Source organism: Hyphomicrobium sp., from assembly GCF_019753045.1.
Taxonomy (GTDB): Bacteria; Pseudomonadota; Alphaproteobacteria; order Rhizobiales; family Hyphomicrobiaceae; genus Hyphomicrobium_B.
On record NZ_JAIELN010000007.1, the window covers coordinates 18,611 to 35,076 of the forward strand.

Genomic DNA, 16,466 nt, shown 5'->3' on the forward strand with positions numbered 1-16,466 from the left:
ACATGGCCAGATCCATCTCCAACACCAAGGGCACGATCAAGATCTTTCCGGCGCCGAAGCCCGCCTCCAACGTGCACAGCCTGGAGGCCGCGCCCGGCGGTCAATTCGTCAAGCGTCATCCGCAACGCGGTCCGGGCGCTGGTTCGCAGCGCACGTTGAAGCCGATGCCACCCAAGGGATCCAAAGGTAGCTCACGCGGGAGGTAGGGATGGCGAATTATTGCACGCGTGACGACATCGAGGCTCTCTACGGCCGAGATCTCGTGGCCTTGCTCGTCGACCAGGACGATGATTTTCCCAACGATGCGAATGCCCGCATCGGCGCGGCGATCCAGTCGGCGTCCGACGAGATCGACAGCTACATCATGGCGTCCTACCAGCTGCCGCTGTCGCCGGCGCCACCGCAACTGAAAAACGCCTGTCGCGATATGGCGGTCTATCGCCTGGCCCTGAACCCAGGTCCAAGAACGGACGAGATGCGCAAGCGCTACGAGGACTGGGTCAAGTGGCTCTTGAACGTTTCGACCGGCAAGGTGCACCTGGTGCCACCGGCACCAGCGCCACCCGACCCGAATGCGCCGCCGGACCCGAATACGACGGGGCCCGATGGCAATCCGTTGCCGAGGCGCGGCTTTAATTCGCTGACAACGATGCGAGGCTGAAATGGTTTCGATCAACGTCAAGGTCTCCGGTCTCGAGACGGCGGTGCATGTCATGCATCGCTTCGTCTTGCTGGCGGCGCAGGAGCACAAGCTCATCGTCGCCTTGACGGCGATCGTCAGGGCGCAAGCCCGCCGGCGTTTTCAGACCAAGCTCGATCCCGACGGCAAGGCGTGGCCGCCTCTGGCCTCGTCGACTGTCGATGGCGGCCGCGAGCAGGGCACCATGCTCGTCGATACCGGCACGCTCGCCAACTCGATCACCATGCAGGTGTCGGGCACCGTCGGCATCGTCAAGACCGTCGTCGAATACGCCAAGTATCACCACACCGGTTCGTTCAAGGTTCCCAATCATCCACCCAAGCGGCAGTTCTTGGGCGTCGGCAAGGCCGACATGCCCGAGCTCGAAGCCGCAGCTGAGGCCTGGTTGCTCGCCAACGTCGGCCTTTAGAGGCACCCACATGACCATTCGAATGCTCCGCGACGCGGCGATCGCCGACGTCAAACTCGGCATGGCCAAGACGTTCAAAACCGTCGACACCGCGCCGCGCACCATCTCGCCGCAATGGATCGAGCGCACCAGCGCGCGCTGCCCAGCCTGCCTGATTGGTTTCACGACCATTCGCCAACTGAAGCGCACCAACGCCGGCACCTTCGTTGGCCCGATCGAACTCTGTGCCAACATCGTCGCCACCGACAAGGCCGGCAACCTGGCGCAGGACGCGCTGCTCGATCTGATGACCGACTTCGCCACTTACATCGAGATGCGCAAGTTCGGTGTCGAGAAGGCCAACGGCGCCTACGTCACCGGCATCGAGAACATTTTCTCACTCGACCAGGACAAGGGCGGCATGGCGATCGGCACCGTCACCTGGCGGCAGCAGTACGAATTCGGCCGCGACTTCCTGCAGGAAGAGGTGGACCAGATGAACCGCCAGTACGGCGGCGGCACGCTCCGCGACCTCGTCATCAACGGCGAGTCGGCCGACTTCTCGACGGTTACATGAGGTTCCGATGGATGCGCGCGATCATCTGCGGCTGCTCGAGGATCTGATCGACCGGGTCATCACCGTGCAGCAGGAGCAGGCGAACCTCAATCGCCGCGTCTCCAACATCATTCGCCCCGCCCGTGTCACCAAGGTCGACGCCGACAAGTACACCCACCGCGTCGCCTATACGGTCGACGAGAACGGCCAGGACGTCGAGACGACCGATATCAAGTGGGCCGCCCGCGCCGGCAAGATCAAGGACTGGTCGCCGCCGACGGTTGGCGAGCAGGTATTTTTGATCTCGCCGTCCGGCGACATCAACGAGAACTCGTTCACGATGGCCGGCGGCTTCACCGACACCTTCAAGCCGAACCACGACAAGGAAGGCGAGCAGAAGATGACGGTCGACACCGGCCAGCAAGGCGGCAAGCAATCGATCGTGCTGACCAAGGCCGATAGCCAGACGACGTCGACACAAACGCTGAACTCGAATGCCGAGACGATGAACGACACCGCCGGCCGCATCAACCACTTGAAGGGCGGGGAGGTCGCCGTATGACGGCTATGAGCTCTGATCTCTTGGCAGCCTTCAAGGCCTCGCTTGCCGATCCCGATGCGGCCTGGGTGCTGCAGGGCGCGATGATCACGCCTCGGAAGGAGACGCTGTTTTCCGGGACGGGCATCACGCTTGCAACCTCGACGATTGTCGTCACGAACGCTTCGTTTCGTTTGGCATCCGCGCCGCTCAACCTGATGCTGGTTGTGCTGGCCGAATATACCTCGTCCGAGATCCGCTCGATCTCGGCGACCTTCCAGGGCATTACGCTGACAACAACCGACAGCGCGCTGCTCGATACACTTCAAGCCATGGCTGCTGCGGCAGCCCTCGCTGCCGATACCGCCTTCATGTCCGCGTTGACGTTGCCATCTCCTTGAGGAGGCCTCTGCTATGGATGTCACGGCTTTCGCGTTCGTCCTTGATGGACTTTATCTCGTTGCCGTCCTGGTGCTGCTTGCCGCCTACGGCGTGCTGCACTGATGAGTGAGAGCTACCACGACTTCATCCGTAAGGAACTCGACGCATGCCAGGCGCCGCCCGCCGATCCAACGACACCGCTGCTGGACCCCAAATCGGCGCCAACCAAACCTTCGTCTACGTCGAGGGCGAGCTCTGGATGGTTCTTGGCGACGTTAACGCCGCCCATGGACCGGCCCCGCATGTCCCGGGTCCGGATTTGATGGTCGAGGGCTCGTCCTTCGTCTTCATCGATGGAATTCCGATTTGCCGCGAAGGGCACCTTGCCGGTTGCGGGCACCCGACGACCGGATCGAGCGTCGTCTTCTCGGAAGACTGAAAAACGGTAGAGACCGGCAAAGCCGGCGATCAGGAAACGTCCGCGTTTGTGTTGTGCAGTTCAACCCAAGCCGAAAGGATCTTTCATGATCGAGCTCGTTGTCGCCGTCTGCATGGTCGACCAGCCGTCGCGCTGCCGCGACGTGACTTTGAATTTCGAAGGCAACAGCGTCAGCGCTGAGCAGTGCATGACGAACGGCCAGATCGAAATGGCGAAGTGGATCGGCGATCACCCAAACTGGACCATCAAGGACTGGCACTGCGGGATCGCCGGTCAGTTCGCAAAAATGTAACCGCGCAAAGGAGTCTCAGATGACGATCGCCTTCCCGTATTCCTCGACCATCGGCGCCAAGGCGCGGATGGATCGCGCCCGGTTTCAGGACGGCTTCGCGAAGGGCACTATCGCCTTCGCCGCCCAGCCCTCCAACAACGATACCATGGCCATCGCCGGCTCGACCTTCACCTTCAAGTCGTCGGCAGCGTCGGGACTGCAGTCCAACATCGGCGCCTCCATCGACGCCTCCATCGACGCGGCGATCGCGGTTCTCAACGCCTCCGCCGACGCCAACATCGTCAAGTGCAAATATCGGCGCAAGGGCGGCGCGGTCGCGACCGGCAACATCGCCTTCGCCGCCAACCCGGCGAATAACGATACGGTCACGATCAACGGCGTCGCCATCACCTTCAAGTCGGCGAACCCGACCGGCAATCAGGTACTGATCGGCGCCAGCCTCGATGCTACGCTCGACAGGCTCGCCGACTTCCTCAATGCCTCAGCCAACGCGTCGCTGACGCCGGCGCTCTACGGCATTGGGACGCCGGTTGCCGCGACCGGTTCGTTCACGTTCTCGCAGAACCCGGCGAACAACGACACGATCACCATCGGCGGCACAGTCGTGACATTCAAGACGTCCGGCGCCACCGGCAACCAGCTCAACATCGGAGCGGATCTCGCCACCACGCTGACGGCGCTGAAAAACTTCCTCAATGCCTCGGCCGATGCCAACGTGTCGAAGTGCACGTATGGGTCCGATGCCACGCACCTCTCCATCACGGCGAAAACCGGAGGCATCTCCGGCAACGCCATCACGCTCGACTATGCATCTACCGCCGTATCGGCTCGCTCGGCCGCGACACTGACCGGCGGCAAGAGCAAGCTTTCGGTTCAGGCTCTTGTTCCCGGCGCTGCCGGCAACGCCTTCACGCTGGCGGCCTCGGCCGCGACCGCATCGGGGTCGACCCTGGCCGGCGGCACGTCTCTGCTCGAGGTGATCGCCAAGGTGGCCGGTTCGGCTGCCAACGCGCTGACCTTGGCGGCGTCCGTCGCAACGGTGTCGGCGGCAACGCTGGTCGGCGGCGACAGTCGCCGCACGCGCTGGGGCAGCCGCACGGCAGGCAATCGCTTCGAGCCCGTCGATCGCTCGCGCTGGGCAACCCGCATGGGTTCGGCGCGCTGGGTGTGGACGCCTGGCGCCTACTACCCTTGACGCTCCCCGCTGCCGGCTTGCCGGCAGTCCCCCGAGGGCTCGGTCCCTCGGGCATCCCATTCCGCGACAAGTCCCTGCTTCGCGGTTTAACGGCCTCGGATCGATCCCCTCCCGGTCCGGGGCCGTTCGCGTTTCTTGAACCTCAAGAGGATTGCCATGCCGCTCCCGAGCAACGAACCCAAGCCCATTCGGCAGACCTATGTCGTGACCGAGGACGGCTTCGTCTATGGCTCCTGGGCCAAACGGGGAAAGACGTTCGCGCTCTATCCCATCCAGGCCGAACACTTCGTGCAGAGCGGCCGCATGGCGCTCGCCACGAGCGCCGACGTTCCGTCGAAGCCGGTCAAGCCCGCCACCAACATCGCCGCACCCGATGCCGATAAAAAGCGGTCGATCTCGTCGGCGAATGATCCCGGTTGATCCCTGATGGAGGCCCGATGCCATGGCAGACTCGCGCGGCCTCAATCGTCTGACCGGACACGTCATCTCCGACTGGGATGACGTTTCGCAATCGATCAAGGACATTCTGACGACGCCGGTTGGAACGCGGGTTCTGCGCCGTGACTACGGCAGCCGCGTTCCCGATCTTCTCGATCACCCGGCCAATCCCGACACCATCTTGGACTTCACGTTCGCGGTTGCCGAAGCGCTGGCGTGGGAGCCACGCGTCAAATTTCTGTCCCTCGATTTCTCGGCCGGAGCCGACGGACATATCACCTTCGTCGTGGAGGTCATCTACCTCCGCACCGGCCTGACCAACTACGTCTACGTCGTTGTCTAAGCCTCTCTGATCCGCCCACGCGGACCTTCCCCCTCAACAGCGAAACGGCAGAACTCGAGAGCCCACGAGGGCTTTGGGGCGCGCCGTCGCGCGTCCCCGAAACCTTGATCGTGGAGACCAGCCAATGGTTGCTAACGACACTTACTTGCACGGTATTGACATCGTCGAAATCGACGATGGCATCCGGCCCATCCAGACGGCCACCTCTTCGATCATCGGTCTGATCGGCACCGCGCCCGATGCCGATGAAGATGTTTTTCCGCTGAACGAGCCCGTGCTCATCATCGGCGATCGCACCAAGGCGGCGCTGCTCGGCGCCACCGGCACGCTGCCGGCAGCGATGCGCGATATCCTGTCGGTGTTCGGCGCACCCGTCGTGCTGGTGCGCGTCGATGCAGGCCAGACGACGCCGCAAACCTGGTCCAACCTGATCGGCGATCCGACCACCAAGACCGGCGTCTACGCCTTCCTAACCGCCTGGCACAAGGTCAAGGCCAAGCCGCGCATGATCATCGCGCCGGGTTGGACGGGACTGCGTCCGTCGAACGGCATCAAACAGATCAACGTCGGCACCGCCGGTCAGTACGACAAGGTGCCGACGATCTCCTTCACCAACGCGCAAGGCGATACGGGCGCTGGTGCAGCGGCTGTCGCGCATGTCGTTGCGGGCGCACTGTCCTCGATCACGGTCACCAATCCCGGCTCCGGCTACACCTCGCCGCCGACGGTGGTGATCACCCGTGCCGCCGGCGACGGCAAGAGCTCGAGCGGCGCGGCGACGGCGGTTCTCGGCAAAGCCAAGAACCCGGTCGCGGCGGCCATCGAAGGCATCCTGCCGAACTTGCGCGCCATCGCTCTGATCGAAGGTCCGAACATCTCCAACACCGAGGCGATCGACTTCCGTCAGGATTTCGGCACCTCGCGGACGATGATCATCGATCCCAACGTCCTCGTCTGGGATATTACGGTCTCCGATTACGTCTCGCGCTCGGGCGTTGCCTTGGCGGCTGCGATGCAGTCGTACATGGATAACACCTACGGCTTCTGGTGGAGCTTCTCGAACCAGGCGGTTCCCAATATCGGCGGCATCGACCGGCCAGTGACGTGGGATCTCGAAGATCCGACGACGGACGCCAACTTCCTGAACCAAAACCAGGTGGCGACGATCGTTCGCGTCGACAGCCAGAGCCAGGGCGGCTTCCGCTTCTGGGGCTTGCGCACGACATCGGCCGATCCGCTGTGGGCCTTTCTCTCGGTCCGGCGCACCGCCGACATGATCTACGACTCGATCGTCCAGGGCTTCCTTTGGATGCTCGACCGGCCGTTCTCGGCGCAGCTCATTATCGATGGCGTCGAGACGGTGAATTACTACCTGCGCTCGCTGAAAGCGCGCGGCGCCACCATCGACGGCTCGGCGTGGATCGATCCGAACTTGAACTCCATCGACCAGTTGGTCGCGGGCAAGCTTCGCATTGAATTCGACTTCGAGCCGCCGGCCCCGATCGAGCGCATCACCTTCGGCGCTCGCCGGAACCCGAACTACTACGACGTCATGATCTCCGACGTGCTGCGCGACCTCCCGACGCTCTGATGATGGTCGCTGCCGACACGCCAGCGCGAGCCGGCCGGCAGTGACGCTCCACCAACTCAAAACCCCAGGCCGCCACTCGTGAGAGGGCGGCCTTTTTCATTGGAGAAGCCCGCATGGCACGCATGGATAATATGCTGCGGTACTTCGCGATCTGGTTGAACGGTCGCGACTACCTCGGCGAAGGCATCGAACTCAAGATGCCCGACTTGAAGATCAAGACCGATGACGTTCGCGGCGGCGGCATGGATGCTCCGATCGAAGTCGACCTCGGCATGGACAAGCTCTCCGCCGAATGGAAAGTCACGTCCTACGACGAGGCGCTCTTTTCGCAATGGGGCTTGCGCCGCAGCCAAGTTTCGCGCCTGACCTTCCGAGGCCATTTGGAAGGTCAGAACCCGCAGGGCTCCAACGGTCAGGCCAACATCGCTCGCGTCATGGCGGTGATGGATGCCCGCATCATGGAACTCAACAAGGAAACGTGGGCGCCCGGCAAGCATGCCGTCATCAACGTCCGCGCCGCTGTCGACTACTTCAAGCTGATCTTCAACGACCGGCCCGTCATTGAGATCGACGTCTTGGGGTTCAAGCGCTCGATCGGCGGCATCGATCAGCTGGCGGACGCTCGCGTCTCGCTCGGCATCACCAACTCCACCGGCTAAGTCGCACTTCCCGTCACACGCTTGCGACTTTGACTGCGGCCTCAGGACTTCCCGCCTGAGGCCGCTTCTTTTCCAAAAAACAAAAACGCCAAGAGGCCCGACATGTCACATCCGCACCAGCCCGGTTCGGGACGGCAGCCCGCACCCCATCAAGGGGGCTTTGTGCCGTCTCCTCCGCAACCCGCGCAGGGTTTTATTCCGCAGGCGCAACCGCCCAAGATGCCGCCTCCGCCGTTGTCCGCGACGCACGCTCCCGTCGCGCACGAACAGGTTTCCGACTTCGGTGAAAAGCGCGATTTCAAGCCTGGCAGTGCCGCCGACCAGCTGGCACGCGCTGCGGCCTCGAAAGCCGCCATCGACGCCACCCAGGGCAATCCCGCACCCGCTCAAAGTCCCTTCGCCCAAGCCGATCCGTCGAAGCCCTATGTCTTCACGTTCTCCTATCCGATCGACAACGGCGGCAAGGACCCGATCACGACGGTGACGTTCAAGCGGCCGAAATGGTCGGACTTCCAGAAGGCCATGCGCCATCGCTTGGTCCTCTCCGGCGAGATGACCGACAACGACGCGCTGATCTCGGCTGTCACCGGTCTCTCCATGGAGCTCCTGCCCGACATCGACGGCTTCGATGGCGCGAGGTTGCTGATTGAAGTCCAAAATTTTTTCCTCACGGACCCGATGGTCAAACTGTCCGCCACATAAAGACGTGCGTCGCCGACATCGCCGAGCGCTTCAATTGGCAACCCGAGGCCGATTGGGAATGGGAGGACATCCTGTTCTGGCATGTCGAAGTGGTCAAGCGCCACAACGCCGAACAGGAGGCCTATGACGCAGCCGCCGGTTCCGGCTCATCCGGCGGCGACAATAGCCTTCTCGACCGGGTCCTTCCCATCCTCTCAACATGAGGTGACACAGTGGCCGACGTAGAAGTCCGAGTCACAGCAAGCGGCGCTGGCTTTGATGCCATCGCCGCCGGCGCCGAGCGCGCCGAAGTTGCACTCAAAAACATGGGCGCCGCCGCACGCGGCGCCACCTCCACCAATTCTGCGGCTGCAACCGAAGAAGCCGCAAAAATCAACGCACTCGCCAATGCCACACGCAATGGTCTCGTGACGCGTGCCAACGAGATTGGTACGCAGATGCGCCAAGGCATCGCCAAGGCGCTCACCGATAATTCATTCTGGAATAGAACCTTCAACGACCTGAAGGGACGCTTCAAGGCGCTCGGCCAGCAGCTCAACAAAGAGCTGACGACGGCGATGAACATCAACAAGAAGATCGACGACAAGGTCTATGGCGAAGGCAAGCATGCCTCGCACACTGATCTGATGTACGGCGCCGCCGTTGGCTATGGCGCCTTCGAGGTCGTCAACAAGGCCGTGCGTTCCGCCGCCGATCGCGAGTCGGCGAAATTTCAAATGAACTCCATCGGCACCTTGTCGCCCGATCAGCAGGCAGCCCTTGCTGCAACCGCTCAAAGACTTTCTGGCGAAAAAGGCAACATCACCACCGCCGAAGGCATCCGCTTTCTGGCGAGCGCCATCCGAATTTTCGGCGGCCCCGAACACGTCTTCACCAATGAGGGCAAGGGATCGACGCTGACGCCGGAAGCCATCGAGGGTTTCAATAAAATCTTCTCGTCGATGTCCTACGCCAAGACGTATGAGGAGGCGAGCGGTCACCATCAGGACCCCGAGGCCATTCGCAATCGCTTCGAGTCCGCCATCCGTTCCGGCGAAATCAAGGGCCTCGGCACCGACCCGGTCTCGATTGCCAACTGGGTCGATAAACTGCTGCGCATCCAGATGGCGACCGGCGTCGATCCCGACCGTTTCCTGCAGGCGCAACAGCAAGCCGGCGTGTCGTTCCTCACGATGGACGACGACGCGATCTACGGCTTTGCCGCCATGGTGCAGGAAAACCGGCAGCGCGCCGGTACCATGCTGCGCACCTCGTTCATGCACCAGATCGCTGGCAACAGTCAGACGGTGCGTGGCAACAATCAGATGCGCGACCTGGGTCTCTTTGGTGACAAGGCCAACCAGGAACGACTGATCAAGGAAGGCAAAATCGAAGTCGGCAAGGAGGGTGGGTACACACACATCGACCCAACCATCATCCCCGGCTATTATGAGAACGCCAGGAACCCCTATAAGTGGGACGCCGAAACCTTCTACCCGCTGATCCGCAACAAGATCATGGAGGACACCGGCGAAGATATCGGCGATGCCACCAAGAAGCCGTCCGAGCGCAGCCTCAAAGAGATGACCGATATTCTCCGTAACGTCGGCGCCGCCTTCAAGAACCCGCAGGAGGCGCTACAGACGGCAGAAGCGATCATTCAGTATGCGCAGATGCAACGGCGCGGCGAAAACGCCAAGAAGGCCCTCATCGACGAGAAGCAGGCCGGTGATCTCTTCATCCGCCAGCTGCAAAATTTCTCGACACAGATGACGGAACTGGGCGCCAATCTCGGTGAAGGCGTACTGCCGAAGCTCACAAATTTCCTGAAGGGCCTGAATAACGTCATCAAGTCCACGGGCCAGACCCTGAAAGAGCATCCGATGCTGGCCAAGGGGCTCGGCTTGGGATTGATGGGTCTTGCCGGAATGGGCGCCTGGTCGGGCCTGCGTCTTGTCGGCGGCATGTTCAAGACGCCGGTTGCCGATATCCTGAAGGTCGTCACCTGGGGCTATCGCTTTGCCAAGGGCTTGATCACCGGCATTGGCGCCGCCGGCGCCATGAGCTTCGGCGATCAGATGGCCGGTTTGAACCTTGCCAAGACCGAGGGTTCGCTTGCTAAGCTTGCCAGCAACGCCGGCCGCTTCAAAAGCATCTTTGGTTTGCTCGGCAAGATCACCGGTCTCTTGGGCGCCGGTGCGTTGGCCTACGATGCTTCGCAGACCGAAGCCGGCCAAGCCTTCACGCACTCGATCGCCGCCGGCATGCGGGCCAGCCTCGACCCGCACAACAAGTACAAGCAGCGCGCTTACGAACTCGCTCACACCGATGCCAACAATGCGCTCCGGAGTGTTGCCGGTTATGGCCCGCTGCCACCGCCACCATCGAGCCTCGAAAGTCCGTGGATGCGGCGCATGCGGAGCCAGTTCGCTCACGACCAGGAATGGCTGCAGGATCTGCGTCCGCCGCGTGCGACGTTCGCTGCCGGACGTGTCGGCGGCAAAGGTCTACCGTCCGGGCCCTTGCCGGTGATCATCACCAACCCGCAGCCGCAGCAACCCGTACCGCCGCCTCAGGTCAACGTCGGCGGCGTCACGGTGACCGTCAACGGCGACAAGAACAACGCGGCGATCGCCGGCGCCACGGGTGCTGCCGTGCAGTCAAAGGTCGGCAGCGCGCTCTCCGATCAGCATCACTGACGTTTCTTTTAACCCACGGCGACACGCGTTCCGCGCGCCGGCCGCCGTGGGGTCCTCTTTCAAAATCTGAGGCAGTCGATGACCGATACCATCATGGGTCTCGGGCCGCCGGTCGGCGTGCGCCGGAACTCAACGCTCGCGACGAACGGCATCAACATCTATTCGACGCCGGGCTCGTTTCGGTTCCGCGTCAACCACGGCTTGTTGAACACCCACATCCGCCGCAAGCTTCCCATTCGTTGGGAGGCCGTCAACCGTATCGGCCGCGCGCCCGCGATGCAGTTCATGGGCGCGGGCGAAGAAACCGTCTCGATCCCGGGCTTTCTCTACCCGGAAGATTTCGGCGGCTGGGACATGTTGAACCGCATGCGCGATGAGGCGACCCAGGGCATCCCGCGCCCGTTCGCCTCCGCCTCCGGCATCTATCACGGCATCTGGTGCATCAAGGAGATCTCCGATGAGCAGGAATATTTTCTGCCCAACGGCAACCCGCGCAAGGTGACGTTCACGATCGAGTTGTCCGCCTACGGGCCCGACGGTGCGTCTGGCTTCTCGATCTACATTTGAAATCCAAAACAAGGTGCAGGAGTTCGACCATGGCTCTCTTGAAGGCGCTGATGAAAACCGTCGCTATGGCCGAACGCAAAGGCGCGCAGGAGGCTGCCGGCACCACTGGTCACGTGCGGGGCCACTTCGCCAAGAACAAGAACGGCGGCACGCATTTCGTGCAGGAACACATGCGCGCCGTGAAAGGTCCGAGCCACGTCGCGGTTGGCCCAGCACCGGAAATCAGGAACGTCGAAGGCTGGAGAGAAAAGCACGTCAGTCTGGCGAAGCCCGGCGAACACAAGGCTGAGGCGCCGTTCGTGTCTCTCGATGCCCGCTCCGGCAGTGCCGCCGTGCATCGCCGTGATACCATCGGCGGCCGCACCGAGACGACCTACCTGTCGAAGTCCGAAGTCAACAAGCTGGTTGCCGCCCAGCGTCAGGTTCGCTCCGAGTCCGCCGCGCAGCTCCGCGCCGCCCGCGCCGCCGATCGCCAGGTCTCGCCGCTGTCCAAACACGAAGAGCTTGGCGCCAAATTGAAGAATGGCATTTCATCCACCAAGCAGCGGCTGAAGGAGCTGGAACGTGAACGTTATCGCGATAACAGCCAAACGATTGCCAGGTATCAGGCGAGCCTTGCCAGCGCCAACGACCTTTTGAAGACGCACAACGCCAACAAAAAATTCGCCACCGCTGCGACGGCGGGACCGCAGAACGCCAAGGCCCGCGCTCAGTACTTCGCCGCCCACAACGCCACGCGCAAGGCGGCGCGCAAGCTCATGTTTCCCGGTGGCCAGCAATTTTAATCCGAACAGAGTAGCGAGAGGGCCGTCATGACCAACACGCCGACGGACTTTCTCTACACCACTCAGGACGGCGACATGCTCGATGCCATTTGCTGGAAGCACTATGGCACCTCGCATTTGACGACCGAGCTCGTTCTCAAAGCCAACTATCGCCTGTCCGATCAACCGCCGGTGCTCCCGCGTGGGCTGAAGATCCTGTTGCCCGCGTATCAGGCGCCAGGCCCCACCCAGAGAATTCAGATCTGGGACTGATCCGTTCCAATTGAGCGGCGACACGGTGAAATTCTGCCTGCCGTAGGACGGTCAGTAACTCCGGATCAGCATGCCGGGGTGAATGCCGGACCGCTTTGTGGGGTTCACGTGGCAGGCCCCACCCGCTCGAACCAATCCGCTCGGCGGAGGCCACTTCATGAAACCGACACCCATCGTCTCCGGCCTCACCGCCGGAGCGAACGACCGTCTCATCTCTGTCGAGGTCACCGACCACGAAGGCACGCACTCCGATACCGCCACCATCGTTCTCGATGACCGCGACGGCATCTTGGCGTTGCCGCAGAAGGGCCAGGTCTTCACCGTGTCGCTCGGCTACCGCGAGACCGGCGTCGAGCTGATGGGGGAATACACCGTCAACGACGTCACGCTCGAGGGCTACCCGCAAAAGATCAAGGTGCAAGGCAAGTCGGCCGACATGGGCAAGTCCAAACTCAAGGAGCCGAGATCGAAGCACCACGAGAAAAAGACCATCGGACAAATCGTCGGCGAAGCTGCAGCGCGCGCCGGTGTCGTGCCCATGGTCGGGCCGGAGCTCGGCAACTTCGTCTACAATTCGCTGCATCAGACCGACGAGAGCGACATGAGCTTGCTGTCGCGCCTGGCGCACGATCACGACGCCACTTTCACCGTTAAGAACGGCCGCATGATCTTCATGCCGAAGGAAGGCGGCTTCTCGGTGACGGGCTTAGCGATGGGCGCCGCCTTCATCCGTGGTCCCGGCTCGTTCATCGGTGTTCTGCCGGCAGCAAACATTCCCGGCGACGTCATCAAGTACGATTGCACGCTACCCGACCGCCCGAAGCACAGCCAGATCAAGGTCGGCTGGTGGGATACCGCCAAGGCCAAGCTGATGGTCGAACAGGCGCAGTCGGGATCAGATGGACCGACCTTCTTCGATCGCCATCACGCGCCGAACCAGAAGGAGGCGCAGGCGCGCGCCAAGGGCCGTGGCAAGCGCATGAAGCGCGAGCAGGGGCACTTGCGCGTCGAAGTCGTCGGCGATCCCTCGCTCCGCGCCGAGATGCTCGCCATCGTCACCGGCATTCGCGCCGGCGTCGACGGTCCGTGGCGCGTGAAGAGCGCCACGCATCACGTCGAAGAGAAGGGCTACACCTGCTCGCTTGACTGCGAGCTTCCCGGTTCCGGTGCCGCGTCCCAGTAACCCGTTCCCAAAAAATCAGCCGCAACACCCAATGAGGTGACCCAATGAAATCCACGACCAAGTCGCGGACGATCAAGCCGCGCAAACTCAAGACTGGCGAGGTCGGCATTGTTCATGCAGCCCCGCATCGCCGTCCCATCGTCATCGACTTCCCGCTGTTTCTCTGCTCCGAGGTCGTGACACTCGGCCGCTTTCTTGGCCGCATCGTGCATCGCATCTTTTTGCTCGATGTAGCGACCTCGGCGGGTCGAAAAGTGCGCCAGCGCCATCGCAACCGCCGCGCCGTCAAGGCTATCAATCGTTCGCGCCGCGTGCGTCTCAACCCCATTGAAATTCTGCCTGAACCGGAGGCTCCGCGCGGACGCGGCCGCCCGTCGGGCTCGCGCGATAAGTTCCCGCGCAAGAAACGCGCTTGAGGAGGGTGCCATGGCTGTCATTCTGACCCACGACATCCTGCAGAGGATCTTCCCCAGGCCGCCGGCGGCGCACGCGCACCAAGCCGCGATCTGGGACATGTATGCCGACATGCTGGCGTCGCCTGAGGCCGGCAAACTGCTGGCCCAGGCGGGGATCGTGACGCAGACGATCTTCAAGCAGTTCTGCGCCATGATCCAGGCCGAGACTGGCGGTCTGACCGTAATTCAGGAGAGCGGCGCCTATCGCGCTTCGACGATCCTGAGGATCTTCGGGGCCGGCCATCACTCCGACCCGGTTTCGCCCGCCGAAGCCAACAGGATCGCGGCGCTCCCCGTCTACGACGACGGTTCGGGCCCGCGCTGCAACGCGCTGTTCGAGCGCGTTTATGGCTACCTGACCCACATCGGCAAGCAGCTCGGCAACAAGTTTGCCGGCGATGGGCCGCTGTTTCGCGGTCTTGGCCTCAACCAGCTCACGGGGCGCGATGCGCACACCAAGATGGCGAAGGCCATCGGCTGCTCGGTCGAGGACTTGAAACAGCCGATCAATCTTTTGAAGATCGCGCTCCTCGAGTGGACGCAGAAGAACTGCAACAAGTACGCCGCCAAGGGCGATTACCTTTCCGTTCGCAAGCTGATCAATGGCGGTTCGCTGAAAGTCTCGGAAAGCCAGCTCAACGGTCTGCCGGAAGTGCGCAACTTCCTTGCCGGGTCCGACAGCCGCTTTGCCGGCATCGCCTATAACGCCCCCGATCCGGTCGTTGCCGCGACCGCTATCGCGGATGCAACCGTGCCGCCGGCGGTGACCCCGCAGATGAGCCTGGCGAAGGCCACGCAAAGTCTCGGCTTCGTCACGACGGCAGCCGGCGCCTTGGGCGAGGTCGGCCAGAACCTGTCGGACACCGTCTCGTTGTTCCAGCCGATCAAGTCCAACATCGACGCCCTGCATCAGATGCTGCCCAACACCCCGACCTTGTTCGCCATGGTCGTCGGCGGCGTCGTCGTGCTCGTCATTGGCCGCTACCTCGAGAAGATCATCGTCGACTCGATCAAGGCCGGACACCTGGTCTTCACCACGCCGGAACCCATTGCCGGACCGGCATAAGGAGGGCCCATGCTCGGTTTGATCAAGAAAGGCTTTGGGCTGCTGACGGCGCCGGAATGGACGCTGGCGTCGATTGCAGTCCGGCTGGTGGCATTTCTCGCCGCTACCGGCGGCGCCTGGTACGCCATCGACACGGCGTGGACGAACTGGACGGCCAGCCTCTGCGATGCGCGCGTCAGCGATATCACCAGCGCGGTGAAGGACAAGACGATCGCCACCCTCGAGGCCGAGCTCAAGGCCAAGGCCGCCACGCTCGACAATCTTGAAAAACGCCGTGTCGACGACATGGCGGCGGTCGAGATGGCGTCGAGCCAGGCCAAAGCCGCAATGGATGAACTCAAGGCGCTGTCCGAAACCGAGAAGCCGGTGCTCATCCCCGACAGCCACGTCGACATCATCAACGGCGTGCTGTCGGGCAAATCCTCGGGCTCGACGGCCAAATCGAAGCTCGGAGGCTCCTGATGCCCAAGATCCTGAAATGGGCGCCGGTGACTCTTCTATTGAGTCTGACGGCCTGCGCGCAAGATCCGGCTCCGGCGCCGCTGCCCTTTGTGGTGGCGACGCCGCCCGCGCCGATCGCCGCCGAGTGCAACCCGAGGGGCCGCGCCAACATGAGCCCGATCCCGAAGGCCGCCGGCAACAAGACGCCGCTCGGCAATCTCGAGAACGGCTTGATCGACGCCGGCACTGTCGACGCCCGCAACAAGATCCGCGAGACCCGTTGCTACTGTGCCCAGGTCGCAGAGCGGGGCAGCGAGGACGAGAAGTCGAAGTCGCAAAAACTTTGCGGCCTCAAGGCGCCGGCAGCTCCCGCCCCGACGGGCTGGAAAGCACTGGTGCAGAAGGTGACATTGTAATTCAAAACTAATGGAGAGCCCACGATGGTTGGGAAGACCCCGCACGCGCCGCCAGGACCCGGCAAGTCGAAGCACAAGGTCGACAAGACGCCGATCGACAACCCGTTGCCGGCGCCGCGCTCGGTTGCGCACCTGTTCGAAGATGGGGCGCCGCCGCCACCGTTGGCCGAGACGCCTATTTCCGATCCGGTCGGCCCGGCGATGGGTGTCGAGGAAGCGGCTGGCGTGCCGATCGTCGCCCCGGCTGCCCCGGCACCGGCAGCCAAGGGCTACGTGCTCCCCGAGGAGCAGCCGGCGGCAGCGCCCGCACCGAAGCCAAAGGCCAAACCCAAAGCCGATGCGGCGCCTGAGGTCGAACCTGCATCAGCTTCGTAATCCGAACCCTATCGGCGAGCTGACCG

The 16,466-nt window shown here is 62.7% G+C and carries 24 protein-coding genes; all 24 read left to right on the plus strand.

From position 1 onward, the window contains the following. The first annotated feature begins 2 nt into the window (after positions 1-2). The gene (locus K2Q04_RS08425) at positions 3-206 is read left to right on the plus strand and encodes a hypothetical protein (RefSeq protein ID WP_291161857.1); all 204 of its coding nucleotides are present in this window, start codon (positions 3-5) and stop codon (positions 204-206) included. A gap of 2 nt (positions 207-208) precedes the next feature. Then, the gene (locus tag K2Q04_RS08430) at positions 209-661 is read left to right on the plus strand and encodes a DUF1320 domain-containing protein (RefSeq protein ID WP_291161859.1); all 453 of its coding nucleotides are present in this window, start codon (positions 209-211) and stop codon (positions 659-661) included. A 1-nt stretch (position 662) separates the two neighbouring features. Further along, a complete protein-coding gene (locus K2Q04_RS08435) occupies positions 663-1,109 on the plus strand; it encodes a phage virion morphogenesis protein (RefSeq protein WP_291161862.1) in 447 nt (148 codons plus the stop codon). 10 nt (positions 1,110-1,119) lie between these two features. Beyond that, the gene (locus K2Q04_RS08440) at positions 1,120-1,665 is read left to right on the plus strand and encodes a hypothetical protein (protein ID WP_291161865.1); all 546 of its coding nucleotides are present in this window, start codon (positions 1,120-1,122) and stop codon (positions 1,663-1,665) included. A 7-nt stretch (positions 1,666-1,672) separates the two neighbouring features. Continuing rightward, the gene (locus K2Q04_RS08445; protein WP_291161868.1) at positions 1,673-2,206 is read left to right on the plus strand and encodes a phage baseplate assembly protein V; all 534 of its coding nucleotides are present in this window, start codon (positions 1,673-1,675) and stop codon (positions 2,204-2,206) included. Further along, on the plus strand, positions 2,203-2,583 hold the full coding sequence (locus tag K2Q04_RS08450; RefSeq protein ID WP_291161871.1) for a hypothetical protein: 381 nt from the start codon (positions 2,203-2,205) through the stop codon (positions 2,581-2,583). Before K2Q04_RS08445 ends, K2Q04_RS08450 begins: the two co-directional genes overlap by 4 nt. Before the next feature lie 146 nt (positions 2,584-2,729). After that, positions 2,730-3,002, plus strand: coding sequence for a hypothetical protein (locus K2Q04_RS08455; RefSeq protein ID WP_291161874.1), 273 nt, complete (start codon positions 2,730-2,732; stop codon positions 3,000-3,002). An 85-nt stretch (positions 3,003-3,087) separates the two neighbouring features. Further along, a complete protein-coding gene (locus K2Q04_RS08460; RefSeq protein WP_291161877.1) occupies positions 3,088-3,294 on the plus strand; it encodes a hypothetical protein in 207 nt (68 codons plus the stop codon). A gap of 19 nt (positions 3,295-3,313) precedes the next feature. Then, positions 3,314-4,489, plus strand: coding sequence for a hypothetical protein (locus K2Q04_RS08465; RefSeq protein ID WP_291161880.1), 1,176 nt, complete (start codon positions 3,314-3,316; stop codon positions 4,487-4,489). Positions 4,490-4,645: 156 nt separating this feature from the next. After that, positions 4,646-4,909, plus strand: coding sequence for a hypothetical protein (locus K2Q04_RS08470; protein WP_291161883.1), 264 nt, complete (start codon positions 4,646-4,648; stop codon positions 4,907-4,909). 22 nt (positions 4,910-4,931) lie between these two features. Further along, a complete protein-coding gene (locus K2Q04_RS08475; RefSeq protein ID WP_291161886.1) occupies positions 4,932-5,270 on the plus strand; it encodes a GPW/gp25 family protein in 339 nt (112 codons plus the stop codon). A gap of 124 nt (positions 5,271-5,394) precedes the next feature. Continuing rightward, positions 5,395-6,861, plus strand: coding sequence for a phage tail sheath C-terminal domain-containing protein (locus K2Q04_RS08480; RefSeq protein WP_291161889.1), 1,467 nt, complete (start codon positions 5,395-5,397; stop codon positions 6,859-6,861). A 113-nt stretch (positions 6,862-6,974) separates the two neighbouring features. Further along, a complete protein-coding gene (locus K2Q04_RS08485) occupies positions 6,975-7,520 on the plus strand; it encodes a phage major tail tube protein (RefSeq protein ID WP_291161891.1) in 546 nt (181 codons plus the stop codon). 102 nt (positions 7,521-7,622) lie between these two features. Continuing rightward, a complete protein-coding gene (locus tag K2Q04_RS08490; protein ID WP_291161894.1) occupies positions 7,623-8,222 on the plus strand; it encodes a phage tail assembly protein in 600 nt (199 codons plus the stop codon). A 212-nt stretch (positions 8,223-8,434) separates the two neighbouring features. After that, positions 8,435-10,900, plus strand: coding sequence for a hypothetical protein (locus tag K2Q04_RS08495; RefSeq protein ID WP_291161896.1), 2,466 nt, complete (start codon positions 8,435-8,437; stop codon positions 10,898-10,900). Positions 10,901-10,978: 78 nt separating this feature from the next. Continuing rightward, a complete protein-coding gene (locus tag K2Q04_RS08500) occupies positions 10,979-11,467 on the plus strand; it encodes a phage tail protein (protein ID WP_291161899.1) in 489 nt (162 codons plus the stop codon). A gap of 29 nt (positions 11,468-11,496) precedes the next feature. After that, positions 11,497-12,252, plus strand: coding sequence for a hypothetical protein (locus K2Q04_RS08505; RefSeq protein ID WP_291161901.1), 756 nt, complete (start codon positions 11,497-11,499; stop codon positions 12,250-12,252). A 27-nt stretch (positions 12,253-12,279) separates the two neighbouring features. Continuing rightward, positions 12,280-12,504, plus strand: coding sequence for a tail protein X (locus K2Q04_RS08510; protein ID WP_291161904.1), 225 nt, complete (start codon positions 12,280-12,282; stop codon positions 12,502-12,504). A gap of 157 nt (positions 12,505-12,661) precedes the next feature. After that, a complete protein-coding gene (locus K2Q04_RS08515; RefSeq protein ID WP_291161907.1) occupies positions 12,662-13,687 on the plus strand; it encodes a hypothetical protein in 1,026 nt (341 codons plus the stop codon). A gap of 44 nt (positions 13,688-13,731) precedes the next feature. Then, on the plus strand, positions 13,732-14,103 hold the full coding sequence (locus K2Q04_RS08520; protein ID WP_291161910.1) for a hypothetical protein: 372 nt from the start codon (positions 13,732-13,734) through the stop codon (positions 14,101-14,103). Positions 14,104-14,113: 10 nt separating this feature from the next. Next, entirely contained in the window at positions 14,114-15,208 is a 1,095-nt protein-coding gene (locus K2Q04_RS08525) for a hypothetical protein (RefSeq protein ID WP_291161912.1), read from the plus strand. Between the two features lie 9 nt (positions 15,209-15,217). After that, complete coding sequence (locus K2Q04_RS08530; RefSeq protein WP_291161915.1) at positions 15,218-15,670, plus strand: hypothetical protein; 453 nt, start codon at positions 15,218-15,220, stop codon at positions 15,668-15,670. Beyond that, complete coding sequence (locus tag K2Q04_RS08535) at positions 15,670-16,065, plus strand: hypothetical protein (RefSeq protein ID WP_291161918.1); 396 nt, start codon at positions 15,670-15,672, stop codon at positions 16,063-16,065. The genes K2Q04_RS08530 and K2Q04_RS08535 overlap by 1 nt, the downstream gene beginning before the upstream one ends. Positions 16,066-16,089: 24 nt before the next feature. Beyond that, positions 16,090-16,440 carry a hypothetical protein gene (locus K2Q04_RS08540; RefSeq protein ID WP_291161920.1) on the plus strand — a complete coding sequence of 117 codons (351 nt, stop codon included), beginning with the start codon at positions 16,090-16,092 and terminating at the stop codon, positions 16,438-16,440. Positions 16,441-16,466 lie beyond the last annotated feature (26 nt).